Annotated in this window: 18 protein-coding genes; 10 read left to right on the top strand and 8 right to left on the bottom strand. The window is 73.5% G+C overall.

The window, feature by feature from the left end:
* Positions 1–350 precede the first annotated feature (350 nt).
* The gene (locus ACWDS7_RS32070) at positions 351–935 is read right to left on the bottom strand and encodes a nucleosidase (protein WP_451932296.1); all 585 of its coding nucleotides are present in this window, start codon (positions 933–935) and stop codon (positions 351–353) included.
* Positions 936–1238: 303 nt separating this feature from the next.
* Positions 1239–2399: a hypothetical protein gene (locus ACWDS7_RS32065; RefSeq protein ID WP_451932295.1), complete on the bottom strand. Its 1161-nt coding sequence runs from the start codon at positions 2397–2399 to the stop codon at positions 1239–1241.
* 408 nt (positions 2400–2807) lie between these two features.
* Here ACWDS7_RS32065 and ACWDS7_RS32060 point away from each other — a divergent pair, with 408 nt between their 5' ends.
* Both ACWDS7_RS32060 and ACWDS7_RS32055 read left to right on the top strand, forming a co-directional pair.
* Positions 2808–4139 carry a glycoside hydrolase family 6 protein gene (locus ACWDS7_RS32060; protein ID WP_451932294.1) on the top strand — a complete coding sequence of 444 codons (1332 nt, stop codon included), beginning with the start codon at positions 2808–2810 and terminating at the stop codon, positions 4137–4139.
* 337 nt (positions 4140–4476) lie between these two features.
* Positions 4477–6420 carry an amino acid transporter gene (locus ACWDS7_RS32055; RefSeq protein ID WP_451932293.1) on the top strand — a complete coding sequence of 648 codons (1944 nt, stop codon included), beginning with the start codon at positions 4477–4479 and terminating at the stop codon, positions 6418–6420.
* On the opposite strand, the gene ACWDS7_RS32050 is transcribed toward ACWDS7_RS32055, so the two are convergent.
* Positions 6368–6904, bottom strand: coding sequence for a MarR family winged helix-turn-helix transcriptional regulator (locus tag ACWDS7_RS32050; protein ID WP_306868194.1), 537 nt, complete (start codon positions 6902–6904; stop codon positions 6368–6370). The two genes, ACWDS7_RS32055 and ACWDS7_RS32050, sit on opposite strands and share 53 nt — an antisense overlap.
* A 79-nt stretch (positions 6905–6983) precedes the next feature.
* Here ACWDS7_RS32050 and ACWDS7_RS32045 point away from each other — a divergent pair, with 79 nt between their 5' ends.
* Positions 6984–7415 carry a DoxX family protein gene (locus tag ACWDS7_RS32045; RefSeq protein ID WP_306868196.1) on the top strand — a complete coding sequence of 144 codons (432 nt, stop codon included), beginning with the start codon at positions 6984–6986 and terminating at the stop codon, positions 7413–7415.
* Between the two features lie 194 nt (positions 7416–7609).
* Here ACWDS7_RS32045 and ACWDS7_RS32040 read toward each other — a convergent pair whose 3' ends face one another.
* The 4 genes from ACWDS7_RS32040 to ACWDS7_RS32025 all read right to left on the bottom strand — a co-directional run bounded on the left by ACWDS7_RS32040 (position 7610) and on the right by ACWDS7_RS32025 (position 12571).
* The gene (locus tag ACWDS7_RS32040) at positions 7610–9355 is read right to left on the bottom strand and encodes a hypothetical protein (RefSeq protein WP_451932292.1); all 1746 of its coding nucleotides are present in this window, start codon (positions 9353–9355) and stop codon (positions 7610–7612) included.
* A gap of 64 nt (positions 9356–9419) precedes the next feature.
* Entirely contained in the window at positions 9420–10370 is a 951-nt protein-coding gene (locus tag ACWDS7_RS32035) for a carbohydrate kinase family protein (RefSeq protein ID WP_306868199.1), read from the bottom strand.
* A 7-nt stretch (positions 10371–10377) separates the two neighbouring features.
* Entirely contained in the window at positions 10378–11316 is a 939-nt protein-coding gene (locus ACWDS7_RS32030; protein WP_451932291.1) for a pseudouridine-5'-phosphate glycosidase, read from the bottom strand.
* A 118-nt stretch (positions 11317–11434) separates the two neighbouring features.
* Positions 11435–12571, bottom strand: coding sequence for a YeiH family protein (locus tag ACWDS7_RS32025; protein WP_451932290.1), 1137 nt, complete (start codon positions 12569–12571; stop codon positions 11435–11437).
* A gap of 127 nt (positions 12572–12698) precedes the next feature.
* Between ACWDS7_RS32025 and ACWDS7_RS32020 the strand changes: the two genes are divergently transcribed.
* Positions 12699–13622: a LysR family transcriptional regulator gene (locus ACWDS7_RS32020; RefSeq protein WP_451932289.1), complete on the top strand. Its 924-nt coding sequence runs from the start codon at positions 12699–12701 to the stop codon at positions 13620–13622.
* Positions 13623–13774: 152 nt separating this feature from the next.
* Positions 13775–15292 carry a phytoene desaturase family protein gene (locus ACWDS7_RS32015; protein ID WP_451932288.1) on the top strand — a complete coding sequence of 506 codons (1518 nt, stop codon included), beginning with the start codon at positions 13775–13777 and terminating at the stop codon, positions 15290–15292.
* 124 nt (positions 15293–15416) lie between these two features.
* Here ACWDS7_RS32015 and ACWDS7_RS32010 read toward each other — a convergent pair whose 3' ends face one another.
* On the bottom strand, positions 15417–15974 hold the full coding sequence (locus ACWDS7_RS32010) for a TetR/AcrR family transcriptional regulator (RefSeq protein WP_451932287.1): 558 nt from the start codon (positions 15972–15974) through the stop codon (positions 15417–15419).
* A 103-nt stretch (positions 15975–16077) separates the two neighbouring features.
* Between ACWDS7_RS32010 and ACWDS7_RS32005 the strand changes: the two genes are divergently transcribed.
* The 5 genes from ACWDS7_RS32005 to ACWDS7_RS31985 form a co-directional block, all read left to right on the top strand.
* Positions 16078–17295 (top strand): cytochrome P450, encoded by a 1218-nt coding sequence (locus tag ACWDS7_RS32005; RefSeq protein ID WP_451932286.1) that lies wholly within the window; start codon positions 16078–16080, stop codon positions 17293–17295.
* 85 nt (positions 17296–17380) lie between these two features.
* Positions 17381–18091, top strand: coding sequence for a response regulator transcription factor (locus tag ACWDS7_RS32000; RefSeq protein ID WP_306868213.1), 711 nt, complete (start codon positions 17381–17383; stop codon positions 18089–18091).
* Positions 18088–19482, top strand: coding sequence for a sensor histidine kinase (locus tag ACWDS7_RS31995; protein ID WP_451932285.1), 1395 nt, complete (start codon positions 18088–18090; stop codon positions 19480–19482). Before ACWDS7_RS32000 ends, ACWDS7_RS31995 begins: the two co-directional genes overlap by 4 nt.
* 170 nt (positions 19483–19652) lie before the next feature.
* Positions 19653–20456: a dolichyl-phosphate beta-glucosyltransferase gene (locus ACWDS7_RS31990; RefSeq protein ID WP_451932284.1), complete on the top strand. Its 804-nt coding sequence runs from the start codon at positions 19653–19655 to the stop codon at positions 20454–20456.
* A gap of 87 nt (positions 20457–20543) precedes the next feature.
* On the top strand, positions 20544–20826 hold a 283-nt coding region (locus ACWDS7_RS31985; protein ID WP_451932283.1), incomplete at its 3' end, for a hypothetical protein.

Raw genomic sequence — 20826 nt, 5'->3', positions numbered from 1 at the left:
GGATTTGAACCTGCGACCCCTTGACCCCCAGTCAAGTGCGCTACCAAGCTGCGCTACGTCCCGGTCGTCCCGCGCTCTCGGGCGGGACGGCACAACCTTAGCGCAGATGGGGCGAGCACGCGCACCGTGGTGTCATGGGCGCATTCCGGGCAGGCGGTGCACGAGAAACGCCGTCCGAGGCGGCCGGGACCGGGCGGGGCCGGCTGTCACGCGCGGCCGGACGGTCCATGCGCCGCCGGACGGCCCGGAAGCCGTTACGCCGCGCAACGCCCGCCCTGACGGGACGGGGCTCGAAGGAGGCGCCGTCGCCCGTCTCCCGTCCTGAACGCTCTCCGCTCAGGACGGGGGGATCAGGACTGACGGGCCAGGTGCCGGCCGGCCCAGTCGGCCAGGGCCCGGGCGCAGTCGGACACCGACTCGCGCCAGCTCCTCGCCGCGCCGTCCCCCGCGTCGTCACTGACGTGCTTGACGACGCGGATAGGGACGCCGGCCCGGGCCGCGGCCGCGGCCAGGGCGTAGCCCTCCATGTCGACCAGGTCCGCCCGGGCCGCGAGGCGCTCGCGCGCGGCCTCCTCCGCGATGAAGGCGTCGCCGGTCGCCAGGACCGGGCCGCCGTCCGCGTTCAGCGTCAGCGCCGCCCCGTAGGTCTCGCCGGTGAGGGTGCGCAGCAGGTCGGTGTCCAGGTCGTGCTGGATGACGGTGCCGATGACGTGGGTGCCCGTCCACCCCGGGCGCAGTGCCCCCGCGGTGCCCAGGTTGACGATGTGGGAGGGGTGGGGCCCGCGGGCGAGGACCGTGGCCAGCGCGACCGCGGCGTTGACCTTGCCCATGCCGGTGAGCAGCACCGGTAGGCCCAGGTCAAGGAACTGTGCCTCTTCCCTGACCGCGAGCACGAGCAGTGGGCGGTCAGCGGTGATTCTCCCGACGAGTTCCATGGCCATACGGTAGGTCCTCGCTCCGGTGGCTCCGATACCGGGTGGACCGTCGCTCCCGCGGCGTCCTCCGCCTCCTGACCCCGTGCCGGGACGCCGGAATGCCGGGACGCCGGGACGCCGGGAGGCTCGGTGGCCGTCGTCGGGAGTCCCTCGGAGGCCGACGGTCCGCGCGTCGGCGTGCCGCCCGTGATCCGGGGCCCGCGCCGGCCACGGGTGGCATGCCGGGCAGGTCGAGGGTTTCTGGCCGGCCGCCGGTGGACCGGATCGCCTCCTCGTGGCCGTCCCCGCGCGCCGGACGGGCGCTCACCCGGCCTCCGGGGCCGTCCGCCTGCGATCCGGTGTGCCGGCGACGGCGCAGACCGGGCGGGTCCGGGCGGCGTAGGAGCGTGCGGCCACGAGGAGACCGATGCCCAGGCCGGCGAAGGCCAGGCCACCGAATTCGATCATCCAGGGGCTGACGGTGCCGCCGCCGGACGAGAGCCCGTTCCCCCCGGCGAGGAGCACGGCGCCGGTGACGGTGAGCGCCGTCCCGTACAGGGCCAGCGTGACGCCGGTCAGCCAGGCCGGGATCAACGGCAGCAGGCGCGGCACCCGCCGCCCGGACAGCGGCAGGGTCCACCGGGGGAACACCTGCCCCCACGGGTACATCAGGCCCAGCATCAGGAACCAGGCGAGCATCGCCGCCAGCACGGTGAAGTCGACGCCCACCGACGCCAGCGCCCTCACCAGCCCCGACCCGCCGGCGCTCGACTCCCGCCACTGCCGGGCGGTGACGCCGAGGGCGTCACCGCCCAGCGTCCAGACGGTCTTGGTGATCGCCCACGGCAGGAGCCCGCACATGCCGGCGTATACGGCCACGCGGACCCTCACCGAGGCCGTGGAGGCGGCCGGGTGGGCCAGCGGGCCGTCGATGCCGCCGGAATGCGCCCGGCCGCACCGCGGGCACCGGCCGCGCAGCCGCCGCCGGAAGGACAGGCCGGTGACCAGCAGCAGTCCGGCGCCGGCGGTGTCCAGCAGCAGGTGGGCCAGGCCGGTGCCGCCCGACTCCACCCCGGATCCCGAGATCAGGAACACGAACTCGACCGGCGCGCCGAAGGTGCCCAGGACGAACACCGGGATCACGGCGCTCAGCGCCGCCCCCACCGCCACCCGGCCGGGCCCACCGCGGACACGGGTGCCGGCCAGGCAGGCCCCGGCGGCCAGGACCGCCAGGCCCGCCAGGGCGAGCTGAACGGCGGGCGGCAACGGACGGTCTGCGAACGGCAGGGCTGTTCCGGTCGCCACCCAGGTGACCTGGACGGCGGCGTACAGCACCCCCCACGCCGCCGCGGCGTAGGGCACCCACAACGGCCACCGGCGCCAGCGCGCCGTCCACCCCGGGTCCCCGGACAGTGGCCAGGGGCCACTCGGCGCCTGAGAGTCCGCAGGGGCAGTCATCATGACCTCCAGATGTTCCACGACCATTGATCCCAAGATCGCCCAGCGCCCATGGCGGTCACCTCCCCCACGCGGGCCAGCCGCTTCCCCCGCCCGGGGGAGCCCGGAGGAGAAGGCACGGCCACGCCGGCGGGGCCGCCACAGCTCAGGGGCTGCCGTGGCCACGCGTCCGTCCCGGGCCGGGAGCCATACCCTCCTGCGCCGCGTCCGTGGACGCGAGTCCCCGTGCCGGGCCGGGAGCCGTACCCTCCTGCGCCGCGCCCATGGCCGGGAGTCCCCGTGCCAGGCCGGGGTGTGAAACTTTCAACGGTGCCGGGCGGTGTTCTCACAGCTCAACGGCGTGGGCGGTGAGCGGGTGACGGCCGGGGCTGTGGGCGGAGTGGGCGCGCCGTTATTGTGGGAGCGCTCCCACATCCCCCTCGAAGGAGCCGATCCATGCCAAGAAGGTCTGTTCTGGCCGCGCTCTGCGCGGCCCTGGTCGTCGCGACCGGCGCCGCGGTGTCCGTGGCCTCCGGAGCGTCCGCGGCCGACTCCCCGTTCTACGTCGACCCGGAGGCCAGCGCGGCCAGATGGGTCGCCGCCAACCCGGGCGACTCCCGCACGCCGGTCATCCGTGACCGTATCGCCGCCGTCCCGCAGGCGCGCTGGTTCACCACGACCAACACCTCGGCCGTGCGCGGTCAGGTGTCGGCGTTCGTCGGCACCGCCGCGGGCGCGGGAAAGATCCCCATCCTGGTCGTCTACAACATCCCCAACCGCGACTGCAGCGGGGCGAGCACCGGCGGCGCCCCCAACCACACGGCCTACCGGCAGTGGATCGACGAGCTCGCGGCGGGTCTTCAGGGGCGTCCCGCGACGATCGTCCTGGAGCCCGACGTGCTCCCGATCATGACCGGCTGCATGAGCCCCTCCCAGCAGCAGGAGACCAACGCCTCCATGGCCTACGCCGGCAAGAAGCTCAAGGCGGGCTCACCGGCGGCGAAGGTGTACTTCGACATCGGGCACTCCGGATGGCTGTCGGCCGCCGAGGCCGGAGCCCGGCTGCGGGCCGCGGACGTCGCCAACAGCGCCGACGGCATCTCCCTCAACGTCTCCAACTACCGCTGGAGCTCCACCGAGGTGGCCTACGCCAAGAACGTCATCTCCGCCAGTGGCGTCCCCCGGCTCCGCGCGGTGATCGACACCAGCCGCAACGGCAACGGCCCGCAGGGCAGCGAGTGGTGCGACCCGGGCGGGCGGGCGATCGGCACGCCGAGCACGACCGTCACCGGCGACTCGATGATCGACGCGTTCCTCTGGGTCAAGCTGCCCGGCGAGGCCGACGGCTGCATCGCCGGCGCCGGGCAGTTCGTGCCGCAGCGGGCCTACGAGCTGGCCATGGCGGCCCCGCCCACCTCCACCCCGACGCCCACCCCGACCGCGACCCCCACGCCCACTCCCACACCGACGCCGACCGGCGGCAAGGCGTGCACGGCCACCTACAAGGTGGTCAACTCCTGGCAGGGCGGCTTCCAGGCGGAGGTGACGGTCAAGAGCACCGGCGAGGCGGCCATCGCGGGCTGGACGGCCGGCTGGTCCTTCCCGAACGGCCAGAGCGTCATCCAGCTCTGGAACGGCCAGCACACCCAGAGCGGCGCCGCCGTCTCGGTGCGGAACGCCTCCCACAACGGCGCTCTCTCCCCGGGCGCCTCGACGTCTTTCGGCTTCACCGGTAGCTGGTCCGGGACCAACGGTGTGCCGACCTCGGTGAACTGCGCCGCCGCCTGACCCGGTGGCGCGGTCGGGGCCCGGTACGGCTCGCGTGGAACGTGCTCCCCGCGTGAGCCGTACCGGCTGCCCCCGTCTCCGGGAGATCCGGGGCCCGGCGGCCTGACCGGGGACCGCGAGGACCGGGCCGCCCGCGGCCGCGGATACCGGGGGAGCGAGGTCCGGAAGCCGGGGGACGGCTCCCGGGGAGCGAGGGCGGGGCGGAGCCGGCGCCGCCGGCCCGGGATCGGGGTGGCCCGGCGCCCACCTGCGGGTATGACCTCGGTGTCCCGGCCTCGGGGGAGGGGCGGGCCGAGATCCCCGCCGGCGGGCGGGGCTTCGACGGGGAGTGGCGGCATTGGGCAGGAGCCCGGACAGGGCGGGGCCGGAGGGCGCGAGCGCGTGGGGACGGCTGTCGCGGTGGCTGCTGGCGGAGCCCTCCCCGAGGGCGCACGCGACCGCGCGCGAGGAGCACCCGTGGTGGCGCGTCATGTGCCTCACCGGGGTGGACTACTTCTCGACCCTGGGCTACCAGCCGGGGATCGCCTTCCTGGCCGCGGGCGTGCTGTCGCCGGTCGCCACGCTGGTCCTGGTCGCGGTGACGCTGCTGGGCGCGCTGCCGGTCTACCGCCGCGTCGCGGCCGAGAGCCCGCACGGGCAGGGCTCCATCGCCATGCTCCAGCACCATCTGCCCCGGTGGCGGGGCAAGCTCCTGGTGCTGGTCCTGCTGGGCTTCATGGCGACCGACTTCATCATCACCATCACGCTGTCGGCGGCGGACGCCACCGCCCACGTCATCGAGAACCCCTTCACCCCGCACCTCCTGCAGGGGCACCGGATCGGTCTCACGCTGCTGTCGGTCGCGCTGCTCGGCGGGGTCTTCCTCGGCGGCTTCGGCGAGGCCATCGGCATCGCGGTGGGCCTGGTCGGCGTCTACCTGCTGCTCAACCTGGTCATCGTGGTGGCGTCCGCGCAGCGCGTCCTCGCCCGGCCCGAGACCGTCACCGGCTGGGAGAACCTGCTGACCGCGCACTACTCCAGCCCGCTGGCCATGATCGGGGTGGCGCTGCTGGTCTTCCCGAAGCTGGCGCTGGGGCTGTCGGGCTTCGAGACCGGCGTCGCGGTGATGCCCCTGGTGCGGGGCTCGGAGGGCGACGATCCCGAGCGTCCGGCGGGCCGGATCCGGGGGACCAGGCGGCTGCTCACCGCCGCCGCGCTGATCATGAGTTTCTTCCTCGTCTCCAGCAGCGTCATCACGGCGCTCCTCATCCCGCCGGAGGAGTTCCAGCCGGGCGGCAGGGCCAACGGCCGCGCCCTGGCCTATCTCGCCCACGAACACCTCGGAGCGGTCTTCGGCACCTGCTACGACGTCAGCACGATCACGATCCTGTGGTTCGCCGGCGCCTCGGCCATGGCGGGCCTGCTGTCGATCGTGCCGCGTTACCTGCCCCGGTACGGCATGGCGCCGCAGTGGACGGCCGCGGCCCGTCCCCTGGTGCTGGTCCTCACCGCCGTCGCGGCCGCCATCACGATCATTTTCAGGGCCGACGTCGACGCCCAGGGCGGCGCGTACGCCACGGGCGTGCTCGTGGTGATCCTCTCCGCGGCCCTGGCCGTCACCCTGTCGGCACGTTCCCGGGGCGAGCGCGGCGGCGCGGTCGCCTTCGGCGCGATCACGCTGGTGCTGGCCTACACCACCGTCGCCAACGTCCTCGAGCGCCCCGAAGGCATCAAGATCGCGTCGTTCTTCATCGCGGCGATCATCGTCACGTCCTTCGTCTCGCGGGCCAGCCGGTCGCTGGAGCTGCGGGTGGAGGAGGTGACGCTCGATCCCGGCGCCCGGCCGTACGTCGAGAAGGCGGCCGCGTCGGGCCGGCTGCTGCTGATCGCCGACAACCCGGACGACAGGGACCACCTGGGCTACCGGGAGAAGGAACGGCGGGCGCGCGAGCTGCACCACCTGCCCTGGGACGTCCCGGTGCTCTTCCTGGAGGTGACGGTGACCGACGCCTCGGAGTTCACCGCCAGGCTCGTGGTCAGGGGCGAGGAGCGGGAGGGCCACCGCGTCCTGGCCACCCGGAGCCCGGCGGTCCCCAACGCGATCGCCGCCGTCCTGCTCCACCTGCGGGACCGCGCCGGCCTCATCCCGCAGATCTTCTTCCACTGGACCGAGGGCAACCCGGTGGTCGCCCTGCTCGGCTATCTCGTCCTCGGCGAGGGCGACGTCCCCGCGCTGACCCGGGAGATCCTCAGGAGGGCCGAACCGCGTCCGGACCGCCGGCCGCGGGTCCACGTCGGCTGAGGGACGCCGGACGCCCCGGCGGCTCGTCGGCCGCCCTCATCACCGCCGCGGCCTTCGACATGATCCGCGCCATGGCCCGGAGCTCCTCGGGGGTGAGCTGGTCGATCAGGAAGGCGCGGACGACGGCCACGTGACCCGGCGCCGTCCGCTCCAGGCAGCGCACGCCCTCCTCGGTGAGCACGGCGAGGACCCCGCGTTCGTCGGAGGGGCAGGTCGTCCGCTCGACGAGCCCGAGCTTCTCCAGCTGGCCGATCTGATAGGTGAGCCCGCTTTTGGACACGACCGTCTTACGCGCGAGCTCGGTCATCCGCAGGCGCCGCTCGGGGGCGGCCGAGAGTTTGGCGAGGATCTCGTACTGGGCGTGGGTGAGCCCGGAGTCGGCCTTCAGCTGCTCCTCGACGCGCCGCTCCAGCAGATGCGTCGCGGTGACGTACGCAATCCAGGCCTCCAGTTCGACCTCGCTGAGCCATCTCGTGTCCTTCACCGCCTCATTCTACGGGTTGTTCAAATTTGAACTGACGGCTAGGGTGTGGTTCAAATTCAAACAAACAGAAGGAGTCGCCATGCTTGACCGGCTGCGGTCCATTGCCCTGCTGGTGGGACGGATCGGCATCGGAGTGATCTTCTTCGTCCACGGTTGGCAGAAGTTCACGACGATGGGGCTGGGCGGGGTGACGGCCTTCTTCGACTCGCTGGGGATCCCGCTGGCGGGCGTGGCGGCGCCGGCGGTGGCCGTGCTCGAGGTCGTCGGCGGGATCGCGCTCATCCTGGGCGCGGGGCTGCCGGTCTTCGGCTCCCTGCTCGTGCTGAACATGATCGGCGCGATCGTGTTCGTCCACGGCGCGAACGGGTTCGCGGTGGACAAGGGCGGCTACGAGTTCGTCCTCGCCCTGGCCGCCGCCACCCTGGCCATCGCCTTCAGCGGCGGCGGCGCCCTCGCCGTCGACAGCCTCTGGCAGCGGCGCTCGGCCCCCGTCCCCGTGTCCGCGGCCTAGGCGGCACCCGGCGCGGACCTGCGGCCGGGCCGGCCGCGGTGACCCGGACGGCGACGCTGTCCGGGCTCGCCGCCGTCAGGCTCCCCGGCCCCGGCGGGCGGGGAACCTCGGCGCGCGCCCGGGTCCGGGCCGTCAGGCTCCCCGGCCCTGGCGGGCCGGGGCCTCGGCGTGCGCCCCGCGGGCGGCTCCCGTGGTCAGCTGGGGAGCTGGGCGTCCAGGCGGTAGCCGTCCACGGTGACGTAGACCTGGTCGCCCGGCCGGGCGTTCAGGCGCATCAGCACCGGTTGGAGGGAGTCGAAGACCGGGTGGTCGCGCCAGACCAGCACCACCGCGTTGTCGCCGGGGCCGGTCACCGACAGCAGCGTGCCGGGACGCATGCCGAGCTGGGTGGCATACCCCTCCGGGACCGCCACCGGACCGCCCCGCAGGTGCTCGCTGGTCACCTCGATCCGCTGCCAGCGGCTGGGATCGGTGGCCGGGGTGGTCTGCGGGTGCAGCGGGGCGCGCTGGCTGGTGATCAGGTGGGGCCGGGTGTTGCCGCCGGACAGGGCCGACAGCGTGGCAAGGGCGGCGCGGGGGTCGATGGAGCCGGCGCTCACCTGCGGGATGGGCTGGCCGCCGCGGTGGTGGTGGCCGTTGGCCCCCGGTGTGCGGCGGGGGAGCTGCTTGCCGCCCTCGGAGGCGGCCTCCTGGGAGGAGGTCTCCTCCTCACGGGTGGCGGTGGTGGCCAGCGCGTCCAGCCAGGCCTGCGCGGAGTGGGTGCGGATGCCGAGCTGGTGCTCCATGAGCGCCACCACGTCGGCGTCGGCGGGTTTGCCCGCCAGCAGCTGCCGGGTGCGGTCGCGCAGGCCCCCCAGGTCGCCGACGACGAGCCAGCCGTCCTGGAGCCGCCGGTCGGGCATGAGGGTGACCAGCACCCGCCAGAGCGGAGCGCGGAGCGCGGGGACCTCGACGGGGTGCGCGGGATCGGCGCCGATGAGCTGTTCCTGCGTGGCGGCGGCGCCCAGCCACTCGGTGAGCCCGAACATGTGACCGGTGAGCGGGGCGGACTCCGAGGAGCGCAGCCAGAGCAGGACGCGCTCCTCGGCGGCGCGCTGGGCCATGGACAGCGCGTCGCGGTCGGCGTTCAGCTTGTGCGCCAGCGCGCGCAGGCTGATCGGGTCGACGGCGAACAGGCGCTCCACGGCGACCGCGCGCTCCAGCGGGCCCCAGTCGCGGAACATGTTGTCCACCAGGCGGACCAGCGGGTAGTCGCTGAGGTTGACCTGGGGCTCGGGGGCGGGTTCGGGAGCCGGCGCCTGCTGCGGCACCGGCGGCGCCTGCTGCGGCATGGACGGCTGCTGCGGCGCGGAGGGCGGCGGCACGGGCGTCTGCTGCGGCACCGACGGCTGCTGCGGCATCGAGGGTGCCTGCGGCGCGGAGGGCGGCTGGGGCGCCTGCTGCGCGGACGGGGCCTGCTGCTGCGCCTGCTGCTGTGCCGGGGCCGCGGCGGCCGCCGCGGGCTGCTCGGTGACCACCGGGATCCGGCTGAGCACCTCGCGGAACATGGCGGTCACCACGACCTCCGGCGCGGCGGGCGCCGAGGGGCCGCTCAGGTCTCCGGTGGTCAGGCGGCGCAGCCGGGACCAGCCGCCCAGCCCGGCGATGGCCGAGCGGGCGGGCTCGGACCAGCCGGGCAGGGTGGGGTCGACCGTGTGCACGTGCAGCGCGGGCAGCACGTCGCTCAGCGGCAGGTGGTCCCAGCGGGAGACCGAGAGCCGGGCCAGCCGGTCGCAGATCCAGTCGAGCCCGGCGGCGCCGAGGGCCTTGGGCAGGGTGACCGAGGACCACCAGCCCGCAGGCAGGCGGGGATCGGCCAGGGCTTCGGCGATCTGCTGTGGCCGGCTCCAGCGCAGGGCCGGGACCAGATCACTCAGGCAGATCGATGACTCGGCATCCATCGGCGGACCGCAACCTCCCCAAAGTGACGCATGTGGCTAATGGTGCAGCCTACGCCGCAAGCTATCAATTGGTGTTAAGAGGGTAAAGCTGGTTCGTACCCAAATCAGACGCGAGGATACGGGGCCGGCCGCCTACGGCTGTAACGGCCTCGGCTCCGGCCCGGCGTCCCGCGTCCAGTGCGGTCTCGTCGTCCGCCCCTCTCAGCATGGCGGTCAACAGGCCCGCGGCGAACGCGTCCCCCGCTCCGGTCGAGTCAACCACCTCCGTGGCGATTCCGGGAACCCGAGCGGTCAACTTTCCGTTCTTCGCCATCAGCGCGCCCTGGGAACCGAGCTTCACGGCCGCCGCGCCGTACCGGAGGCTCAGCCGCTCGGCGGCCCGCTCGGCGGAGCTCTCACCGGTGAGCAGCAGCGCCTCGTCCAGGTTGGGGATGATCAGCTGGGCGGCCAGGGTCTCCTGGATGAACCGCTCGGGGCCGAAGGAGCGCAGCGGGCCGGTCGAGGCCGGGTCGACACTGATCGTGACGCCGCGCTGGGCGGCCTGGGACAGCGCCAGCCGGGACAGCTGCAGCCCCGGTTCGGCGAACAGCGTGTATCCGGACAGGTGCAGGTGGCGCACCCCGTCGAGCAGGCTCTCGTCCCAGTCGTCGATGCCGATGTGCCCGCCCGCGCCCCGGTTGGTGAGCATGGAACGCTCCCCGCTCGCGTCGACCATGGCGATCACCACTGCGGTCGGGCGGTCGGAGTCCACCCGAAGGTGGGGCCGGACCCCGACACGCCGCAGCTCGGCGGCGTGCCACTCGCCGGTGTCGAAGCCGACCCGGGTCAGGAACCGGGCGTCGGCGCCCAGATGGGCGGCCCAGGAGGCCGTGTTGGCCCCCGAGCCGCCCGGGCGCAGCACGATGTCGGCGTCGGTGTCGGTGCCGAGGGCCAGCCCGGCCAGGGCCGGCCCCCCGTGGAGTGCGACGACGTCGGTGACCACGTCGCCGATGACCAGCAGGCCTGTTCGGGTCACGGCGTCCTCAGTTTCCCCGGCTCCACGACGCCGCGATCTGCCCGGCGACGCGGGCGTTGCCCCGCACGGCGGCCAGATTCGCCTCAAGCGAGGCGCCGTCGGTGCCCCGGACCAGGTATTCCAGGAGGAACGGGGTGATGGCCTGGCCGGTGACGCCCTCCCGGTCGGCCGCGGCCAGGGCCTCGGCGAGGACCCGGTCGTGCAGGGCGGGGTCGAGCTGCTCGGCCCGCGGCACCGGGTTGGCCACGATCAGCGCGGTCTCCGGGCCGCCGAGGGCGTCCTGGGCCCGCATGATGCCGGCGGCCTCGGCCGGGGTCTCGATCCGCCAGTCGACCGGCTCGCCGGAGGTGTGCAGGTAGAAGCCGGGGAACTCGTCGGTGCGGAACCCGGCGACGCTGACGCCCCGGGTCTCCAGCCGCTGCAGGGTGGCGGGGACGTCCAGGATCGACTTCACGCCCGCGCAGACGACGGTGATGCGGGTACGGCTCAGCATGTCGAGGTCGGCGGACTCGTCCTGGCTGTCGGTCCACCCGCGGTGCACGCCGCCGAGACCGCCGGTGGCGAAGATCCGGACACCCGCCCGGGCGGCCAGGAACGAGGTCGCGGAGACCGTGGTCGCCCCGCTGGCCCGCAGCGCGACGGCCGCGGGGAGGTCACGGAAGCCCAGCTTGCGCAGGCCCGGCTCGGTGGCGATCCGCTTCAGCTCGTCCGGCCCCAGGCCGACGTGGGCGACGCCGTCCAGCACCGCGATCGTGGCCGGTACGGCCCCCGCCTCGCGGACGATCTCCTCCAGCTCCACCGCGACCTCCAGGTTGCGGGGCTGGGGCAGGCCGTGCGAGATGATCGTGGACTCGAGTGCCACGACCGGGGCGCCCTGCGCCAGTGCTTCGGCCACCTCCGGGGAGGGGCGGAGCACGCTGTCGATGGGCTGCTGGGTGGTACGCATGAGCTGGTTCTGTCTCCTCGTCCGGGCCGGATGGCCGCCCTGTTGGAACGATGTAAATGGGGTTCCCTGTTCCAAAGGTGCACGTTACGGGGGTTGTCGGGAGACGTCCACTTGAAGATCAGCCGATGATGACCACGCCGAGCAGTGAGATCACGCCGATGACCGCCGTGGCCATCCCGCCCAGCAGCAGGGATCGCCCGCCGCGTGCCAGCTCCCTGAGATTGACGCCTGTCCCCAGCCCGAAGAGTGCCGCCGCGAGTAACACTCCTGTCACCTCCGGTAGCGTCCGGGTTACTCCGGCGGGCACCACACCCGTGCTCCGCGCGATCACCATCGCCAGGAACCCCGCCACGAACAGGGGGATCACCGGCGGACGCCGCACCGCCCGCGCCGGACCCCCCGGCGCGGCCTCCGCGCCGGCCTCCGCCGTCCCGTTCTCCGGCTCCCCGGCGGGGCGGGCCGCCGCGCCGCGGCGCAGGGCCAGGGAGGTCAGCCCCACGATCGGGGCCAGCAGCACGACCCGGGCCAGCTTGACCACCACCGCGCTGGCCAGCACCCCCGCCCCGGCCGCCGCGCCGATGGCCGCCACCTGGGCGACCTCGTGGACCGACGCGCCGGCCCAGATGCCGAACTGGTACGTCGTCAGGCCGAGCAGCCGCGCGAGCAGCGGCAGCACGACGATCATGGCGCTGCCGTACAGGACCACCACGCTGACCGCGCTCGCCACGTCGTCGTCGTCGCTGTCGGCGACCTCGTGCATGGCGGCCACGGCCGCGGCCCCGCACACGGAGACCCCGGTCGCGATGAGCAGCGACCTGCGCGGGCTCACCCCGATCCGTCCTCCGATCCACCGGGTGGCGAGGAACGTGCCGCCGGTGGCGGCGGCGATCACCATGAGCGCCCGCCAGCCGAGGGCGAGCACCTCCGGCAGGGCGATCTGCAGCCCGAGCAGCACGATCGCCACGCGGAGCAGCCGGCGGGCGGCGAACCGCAGCCCGGGGCGGAACGACGGGCGCAGCCCCCCGAGGTTGGTGAGCACGACCCCGCAGGCCACCGCGATGACCGCGGCGCTCACCCCGGGGAGGGCCCGGCTCAGGGACACCGAGGCGGCCACCGCGACGGCCGTCACGCCCAGGCCGGGCAGGAGGGCGCCGATCCCGGCCGCCGCCCGCCGTACCGGCCGGGGGCCGGAGGCCGGTGGGCCGCCGGGGGAGGGGCCGGGGCCCGGGTCCCGGTGGGCGGGTGCGCTCCCCACCGAGACATTCCTGTTCGTGATATGTCCGGAAGAATCAGCAAATGGGGAGAAGGCCATGATCCGAGTGTTGACGCAGGTGGGCGCGGCCAGTAGCCGTCATCTCCCTGGAAGGTCATAGCCTAGGGCTATGAGCGAGTTGCCCGATCTCGGGTCCCTGCGGCTGCTCGTCGACGTCGACCGCCTGGGCAGTCTCGGCCAGGCGGCCCGGGCGGCGGGGATCGCCCAGCCGTCGGCGAGCAAGCGGATCGCGCTGCTGGAGCGCCGTCTCGGGCTGCCCCTGCTGGAGCGGACCCCGCGCGGCTCCACCCTCACCCCGCAGGGCGTGATGGTCACGGCCTGGGCGGCACAGGTGCTGGCGGCCGCCGAGGAGCTGATGCGCGGCGCCGAGGCCGTACGGCACGGCCGGGCGGCCCACCTGCACATCGCGGCCAGCATGACCGTGGCCGAATACCTGCTGCCGCGCTGGCTGGGGGAGCTGCAGAACCGCGAGCCCCAGGTCCAGGTGGGGCTGGACGTGCAGAACTCCGCCGAGGTGGCCAGGCTCGTCAGCGGGGGGATCGAGCTCGGCTTCGTCGAGGGGCCCTCGGTCCCGCCGGGGCTCGCCTCCCGGGTGGTGGCCACCGACCGGCTCGTCGTGGTGGTCGCCCCCGGCCATCCCTGGACGCGCCGCCGGACCGCGCTGCTGGCCGCCGAGCTCGCCGCCACCCCGCTGGTCGTCCGTGAGCGCGGCTCCGGCACCCGCGAGACCCTGGACCTCGCGCTGGCCGGCCACGCCGCCGCCGTGCCCCGGCTGGAGCTCGGCTCCAACGCCGCCGTCAAGGGCGCCGCCCGCGAGGGCGCCGCCCCGGCCGTGCTCAGCGGCTACGCCGTCGAGGCCGAGCTGGCCACCGGCCGGCTGGCGGAGGTGGCCACCCGCGGCATCGACCTCGAACGCCGCCTGCGCGCGGTCTGGCGGCGGGGCCGCACCCCCACCGGGCCCGCCGCGACCCTCCTGAGGATCACGCTGTCCGCGGCCCGGGCCGCGGAGTCCACGGCCCGGCCGGCGCCGTAGACCGATCCGCCGGTCCCGCTATATGGTGCGGAACATGGTGTCGACCGACGTACCGAGCGTGCTCCGTCCCGAGCCGCACTGGCAGACCGGTCTCTGACCGGCGGGTGCCCGCCCCGCCCCGTCGTCCTCTCACCACAACCCCGGGATGTCCCGTGTTCCGTTCTCGCTATGACGTCGTGATCGCCGGAGGCGGCCACAACGGCCTGGTCGCCGCCGCCTACCTCGCCCGGGCCGGCCGCCGGGTCCTCGTCCTGGAACGCCTCGACCACGTCGGCGGCCTCGCCGTGTCGGCGCAGGCGTTCCCCGGGGTCGACGCCCGGCTCTCGCGCTACTCCTACCTGGTCAGCCTGCTGCCCGCCAAGATCGTGTCCGACCTCGGGATCGGTGTCGAGCTGCGCCGCCGCCGCTACGCCTCCTACACGCCCGCCGGGGACACCGGCCTGCTGGTGGACGGTGGCGACGCCGGCCGCACCGCCGCCTCCTTCGCCCGGGTCACCGGCGGCACGGCCGAGCTGGAGGCGTGGCGGCGCTTCTACGCGATGACCGCCGAGGTGGCCGGGCGGGTCGCGCCGACCCTGCTGGAACCCCTCATGGACCGCGCGGCGATGCGGGACCTCGTCGGCCCGCAGGCGTGGCGGGATCTGTTCGAGCGGCCGATCGGCGAGGTCGTGGACGAGCGGTTCGCCGACGACACCGTGCGCGGCGTGGTGCTCACCGACGCCCTGATCGGCACCTTCACCGACCCCCACGACCCGGACCTGCTGGCCAACCGCTGCCTGCTCTACCACGTGATCGGGGACGGGACCGGCGACTGGAACGTCCCGGTCGGCGGCATGGGCGCGGTCTCCGGAGCCCTGGCCGGCGCCGCCCGCGCCGCCGGGGCCGAGATCCTGACCGGGGCCGAGGTCGTCGCCGTCGACCCGGCGGGCGAGGTCACCTTCCGCGACGCGGGCGGCGAGCACACGGTCCGGGGCGGGCGGATCCTGGCCAACGTGCCGCCCGCGGTGCTCGCCCGCCTGCTGGGCACGGCCGACGGGCCCGCGCCCGAGGGCGCCCAGCTCAAGGTCAACATGGTGCTGTCCAGGCTGCCCCGGCTCAAGGACGCCGACGTGGACCCCGCGGCGGCCTTCAGCGGCACCTTCCACATCAACGAGGGCCGCGACCAGCTCGCCCGCGCCTACGCGCAGGCGGCGGCCGGGCGGATCCCGGAGCTGCCCCCGGCCGAGGTCTACTGCCACTCGCTCACCGACCCGTCCATCCTCGGCCCCGGTCTGCGGGCCGCCGGGGCCCAGACGATGACCCTGTTCGGCCTCCACATGCCCGCCCGGCTGTTCCGCGCGGACCCGGCCGGGGCGCGCGAGGCCGCGCTGCGGGCCACGATCGCCTCGATCGACCGGGTGCTCGCCGAGCCGATCGAGGACTGCCTGCTGCGCGCCCCCGACGGAACGCCCTGCCTGGAGGTCAAGACCCCGGTCGACCTGGAGAACGAGGCGGGCCTGCCCGGCGGCCACATCTTCCACCGCGACCTGTCCTGGCCCTACGGCGAGCCGGGTCGGTGGGGCGTGGAGACCGGTTCCGAGCGTGTCCTGCTCTGCGGCGCGGGCGCCCGGCGCGGCGGCGGCGTCAGCGGCATCCCCGGCCACAACGCCGCCATGGCCCTACTGGCCTGAGTCCCGCCGGTCCGGGCCCGGTCGGTCCGGGCCCGGTCGGTCCGAGCCCCGCCGGTCCGAGCCCGGTCGCCGGGGGCCGCGCCGCCATGGTCCGGTCGTCCGGGTCCGGCCCGGCCGGACGGCCCTACCGGCCTGAGATCAGCCGGGTCGCCACGGTCATCGCCGTCGCGGCCCGCTCCTCCTCGGTCAGCTCGGGCCCGCCCATGAGCGGGACGCTGCCCAGGATGAGCGCGATCACCGCGAGCCGGGCCTCGAACTGCTCGACGGCCCCGTCCTCGGGCGAGCTCAGCACCGACACCATCGTCAGTATGCGTTCCTGCATCTGCGCCCCGGCCGGCAGCTCGGCCATGGCGGCCTGGTTGACCTGGGCGAAACGGATGAGCGGCCGCCACTGGTCGTTCAGCAGCGCCGCGATCCTGCCCAGGATCTCCTCGCGGGCCTCCCGGGTGTGCGGCTGGGCGGCGGCCCACTCGACGAGCTCGCCGATCGAGGCGTTCAGGTCCTCGATGACGCTGGAGAGGATCTCCTCCTTGGCCTTGAAGTGGTAGTAGAGCGCCGGTCTGGTGATCTCCAGCCGCTCCGCCACCTCCCGCAGTGAGGTCTTCTCGTATCCCCGCTCGGCGAACAGCTCCAGCGCGACCTGCTGGATCCGTTCCCTGGTGTCGCTACGCCGGGCACTCATCGCCGTTCCGCCACTCCTGTGTCGCGCAGTGCTTGACGACCGCTCGCACTTTACTTACTTTCGTGTAAGTAAGCAAAGCGGCCGGTCTGTGAGGAGCAAGACTATGGCTCAGAGCTTTCCTGTAACGCGCAGCTGCCCGTTCGCGCCCCCACCGGAGTACGAAGGGCTCCGCGAGGAAGCGCCGCTGGTCCGGGCGGATCTCCCCGGCGGCCGGGTCTGGCTGGTCACCCGGCACGCCGAGGCGCAGCAGGTGCTGTCCGACCCCAGGATCAGCACCGACCCCGCGACCCCCGGCCATCCGATGGCCGCGCTGTCGCCCGCGTCCGTCTCCGAGGAGGAACGGCGGGCGCGGGCGAGGTTCCAGCAGGGCCAGTTCATCGACATGGACCCGCCCCTGCACGGCGTCTACCGGCGGATGCTCATTCCCGAGTTCAGCGTCCGGCGGATCAGGGAGATGCGCCCGGTCATCCAGGAGATCGTCGACCGGCTCCTCGACGACATGCTCAAGCAGGGCACCTCCGCCGATCTCGTCGAGGCGTTCGGGCTGGCCGTGCCGTCGATGGTGATCTGCCGGCTGCTCGGCGTGCCGTACGCCGACCGCGACTTCTTCCAGTCCAGGACCCGCAGGATGGTCGGCGCCGCCCCGGAGGCCCCGCAGGACTCCATGGATGCGGCCATGGAGATCTGGGACTACCTCGACGGCCTGATCGCCGCGGCCGAACGCGAGCCCGGCGACAACCTCGTCGGGCGGCTGGTGACCGCCCGGCGGGAGAGCGGCGAGCTCTCCCACGACGCCCTGGTCGGCATGACGTTCCTGCTGCTGGTGGCCGGGCACGAGACCACCGCGAACATGATCCCGCTGGGCGTCCTGTCGCTGCTGCGCCACCCCGGGCAGCTCGCCGGGCTGCGCGCCGACCCCGGCGGCTGGCCGCTCGCGGTGGAGGAGCTGCTGCGCTTCCACTCGATCGTGGACTGGATCGCCTTCGACCGGGTCGCGACCGAGGACCTGGAGATCGGCGGCCAGGCCGTACGGGCGGGGGAGGGCATCTTCGTGCTCGGCGCCTCGGCCAACCGCGACCCGCGGGCCTTCGAGCGCCCCGACGAGCTCGACCTGCGGCGTGGCGCCCGCAACCACGTGGCGTTCGGGTACGGCGTGCACCAGTGCCTGGGCCAGAACCTGGCCCGCGCCGAGCTGGAGATCGCCTGTCGGACGCTCTTCGAGCGGATCCCCGGCCTGCGCGTCGTGGGGGACGTCGAGGAGCTGCCGTTCAAGTACGGCGGCCCGATCTTCGGCCTGCACGCGCTCCCGGTGGCCTGGTGAGCGTGCGGCGCGGCGGCGTCCCCACCTGACGGGCTCCGCCGAGGGCGTTCATGGGGCTCTCATGATGAGCCTCTAGCGTGAGGGCATGGGTGACGGTGAGGCGGCGCGCGTGCTGGTCGTGGACGACGAGCCCGCGCTCAGGGAGGCGCTGCAGAGCAGCCTGGAGTACGAGGGATACCGGGCCGGGCTGGCCTGCGACGGGCAGGCCGCGCTGGAGATCCTGGAGCGCGAGCCGTACGACCTGGTCCTGCTCGACGTGATGATGCCCCGTCTCGACGGGCTGACCGCCTGCCGCAGGCTCCGGGCCTCCGGCAACCACGTGCCGGTGCTCATGCTCACCGCCCGTGACGCCGTGGGCGACCGGGTGTCGGGGCTGGACGCGGGGGCCGACGACTACCTGGTCAAGCCGTTCGAGCTGGACGAGCTGCTGGCCCGGGTCAGGGCGCTGCTGCGGCGCGGCGCCCTGTCCGCGCCCGCCGCCGCCGGCGACGACGGCGTGCTGGCCCACGGTGACCTGCGGATGGACACCGCCAGCCGTGAGGTCACCCGCGCGGGCGAGCGGCTGGAGCTGACCCGGACCGAGTATCTCCTGCTGGAGCTGTTCATGGTCCACCCCCGCCAGGTGCTCACCCGCGAGCAGATCCTCAGCGAGGTGTGGGGCTTCGACTTCGAGCCGTCCTCCAACTCCCTCGACGTCTATGTCATGTACCTGCGCCGCAAGACCGAGACCGCCGGGCGTCCCCGGCTGATCCACACCGTCCGGGGCGTCGGCTACGTGCTGCGGACCTCCCCGTGAGCGGACGTCGCCGCTCCCTGCGCTCCCGGCTCACCGTACTGATCACCGTGGCCGTGGCGCTGGCCATCGCGGCCTGCGCCGGGACGTGCTGGCTCGTCGTCCGCGACCAGCTCCACGCCCAGGTGGAGCGGACGCTCCAGGGCCCCCCGAGGGGAGGCCCGCCCGGACAGGGCCCGAAGGACCGGGACGCGTCCAGGATTCTCGAGATGTGCGCCGCGGGGCGGACCTCCCCCGTCGGCGGCGACGGGCTACGGCCCTTCGTGCCCCTGGTGCAGCTCGTCTATTCGGACGGCCGGCGGTGCGTGCTGGGCCAGACGGCGGTCGCGGTGACCGGGGCGGATCGGGAGGTGGCCGCCGGCGGGCCGGAGCGGCCCAGACTGCGCGACGGCGTCACCGACACCGGCGAGCCGGTGCTGGTGCGGACCGAGAACGTCGCGCCCGGCGTCGCGATGATGGAGTCACGGTCGCTGGCCCAGATCGAGTCGACCCTGACCTGGCTGGCGGGCGTCCTGTCGGGGGTCGCCGCGCTCGGCGTCCTGGGCGCGGCCTTGGCCGGCCTGCTCATCTCCCGCACGGCGCTGCGCCCGGTCGGCCGCCTGACCGAGGCCGTCGAGCACGTCGCCAGGACCGAGGACCTGGGCACCAGGATCCCGGTCGAGGGCACCGACGAGATCGCCCGGCTCGGCACCTCGTTCAACGCGATGACCAGCGCGCTGGCCGGGTCCCGGGAGCGCCAGCGGCGGCTGATCGCCGACGCCGGGCACGAGCTGCGCACCCCGCTCACCAGCCTGCGCACCAACGTCGACCTGCTGCTGCGCAGCGAGAACACCGGCCGCCCGCTCGCCCCGGAGCCCAAGCGCAGGCTGCTGGCCAACCTCAAGGCCCAGTTCGAGGAGATGTCCACCCTGGTCGGGGACCTGCTGCAGCTCTCCCGGCCGGAGGACGAGCACGAGCCGCACGTCGAGGTCGCCTTCCACGACGTGGTCGAGTCGGCCGTGCGCCGGGCCCGGCTCCGCGCCCCCGACACCCCGATGGAGGTCGGCCTCGGGCCCTGGTACGTCCACGGGGACCAGGCCGCGCTGGAGCGGGCGGTGGTGAACCTGCTGGACAACGCGGTGAAGTTCGCCACCGGCCCGGTGACCGTACGGCTGCGCGACGGCGAGCTGACCGTACGGGACCACGGCCCCGGCATCCCGCATGACGAGCTGCCCTACGTGTTCGACCGGTTCTGGCGGTCCTCCTCGGCCCGGAGCATGCCCGGCTCCGGGCTGGGGCTGGCCATCGTGGCGCAGGCCGTACGGGAGGCCGGCGGAGAGGTCGCCCTGGAGAACGCCGCCGGCGGCGGGACCCTCGCCCGGATGCGGCTGCCCGGCTCCGCCGGCCGGAGCTGACCGCCCCTCCCCGGAAATCCCCATATACCAGTCGTTTCCAAGAGCCTCCGATCATCCTGGGGTCCCTTCGGTTTTCTCACGGGGCCTTAATGGTCGCCTCAGGTCCAGTCAAGATCGCTTCAAGAGCCTGACCCCATGAGAGATCCGAGTCGCTACTCATGGGGGGAAGCGTGAAGCAGTTGACGGCACCGCCACGCACCCGGCTGGTCGAGATCGTGGTCCCCGTGCACAACGAGCAGCGGGTGCTCGCCGAGAGCGTCCGCCGCCTGCACGCCTACCTCACGGGCACCTTCCCGTACGGCTTCCGCATCACGATCGCCGACAACGCCAGCACCGACGCCACCTGGACGATAGCCGCCGGCCTCGGCCGCGAGCTGCCCCACGTGCGCGCCGTCCACCTTGACGCCAAGGGACGGGGACGGGCGCTGCGCCGGGTCTGGTCCGGCAGCGACGCCGACGTGGTCAGCTACATGGACGTGGACCTGTCCACCGACCTGGACGCCTTCCTGCCGCTGGTGGCCCCGCTGCTGTCGGGCCACAGCGACCTGGCCATCGGGACCCGGCTGTCCAAGGGCGCCAACGTGGTCCGCGGGCCGAAGCGGGAGTTCATCTCAAGGAGCTACAACCTGCTGCTGCGCTCGGCGATGGGCGCCGGCTTCTCCGACGCCCAGTGCGGCTTCAAGGCCGCCCGCACCGAGATCGCCCAGGCGCTGCTGCCCGCCGTCGAGGACGAGGAGTGGTTCTTCGACACCGAGCTGCTGCTCCTGGCCGAACGGCACGGCCTGCGCATCCACGAGGTGCCCGTCGACTGGGTGGACGACCCCGACAGCCGGGTGGACATCGCCAGGACGGCCATGGACGACCTGCGGGGGATGGCCAGGGTGGCGCGGAAGACCCTGTCGGGATGGAGGATTTGGCACGGCAATGGGTCGAGTGAGCCCAGTGTAACAAGTCAGACACAATCCGCTTACTGAAGGGGGGTTTGGGCGTTTCGGACAACAAAACGTCGGGGAAAAGGGTGAGAATCGGCCTCCCGGATACCACAGTACGCGGAGAGGCACATGGCACACGGCGCTCACATGCATACCCCAATCACCCCGTTCGCTATCCGTCTCGTCGACCCGCGACAGGTGATTAACGGTCTTGTGGGCACCACGGTCTGTCCAACCCGAATTATTTTCATGATTCGAGAGGACGCGAAGGTCGACCCGAGGGTTGTCCGCGAGCTCGAGCGGCAGGGAGGCCAGGTGCTACCGCGCCTGGCCTCCCTGATCAAACCTGGACACAAGTACGTAATTCGGTACTTTTTGGAACGCGATATTCCGGATGGCGGAATGGTCTTCA

The sequence above is a fragment of the Streptosporangium sp. NPDC003464 genome, assembly GCF_053588315.1.
Note: the sequence above shows the minus strand (reverse complement) of the source record. Positions and strands in the feature narration are given on the sequence as shown.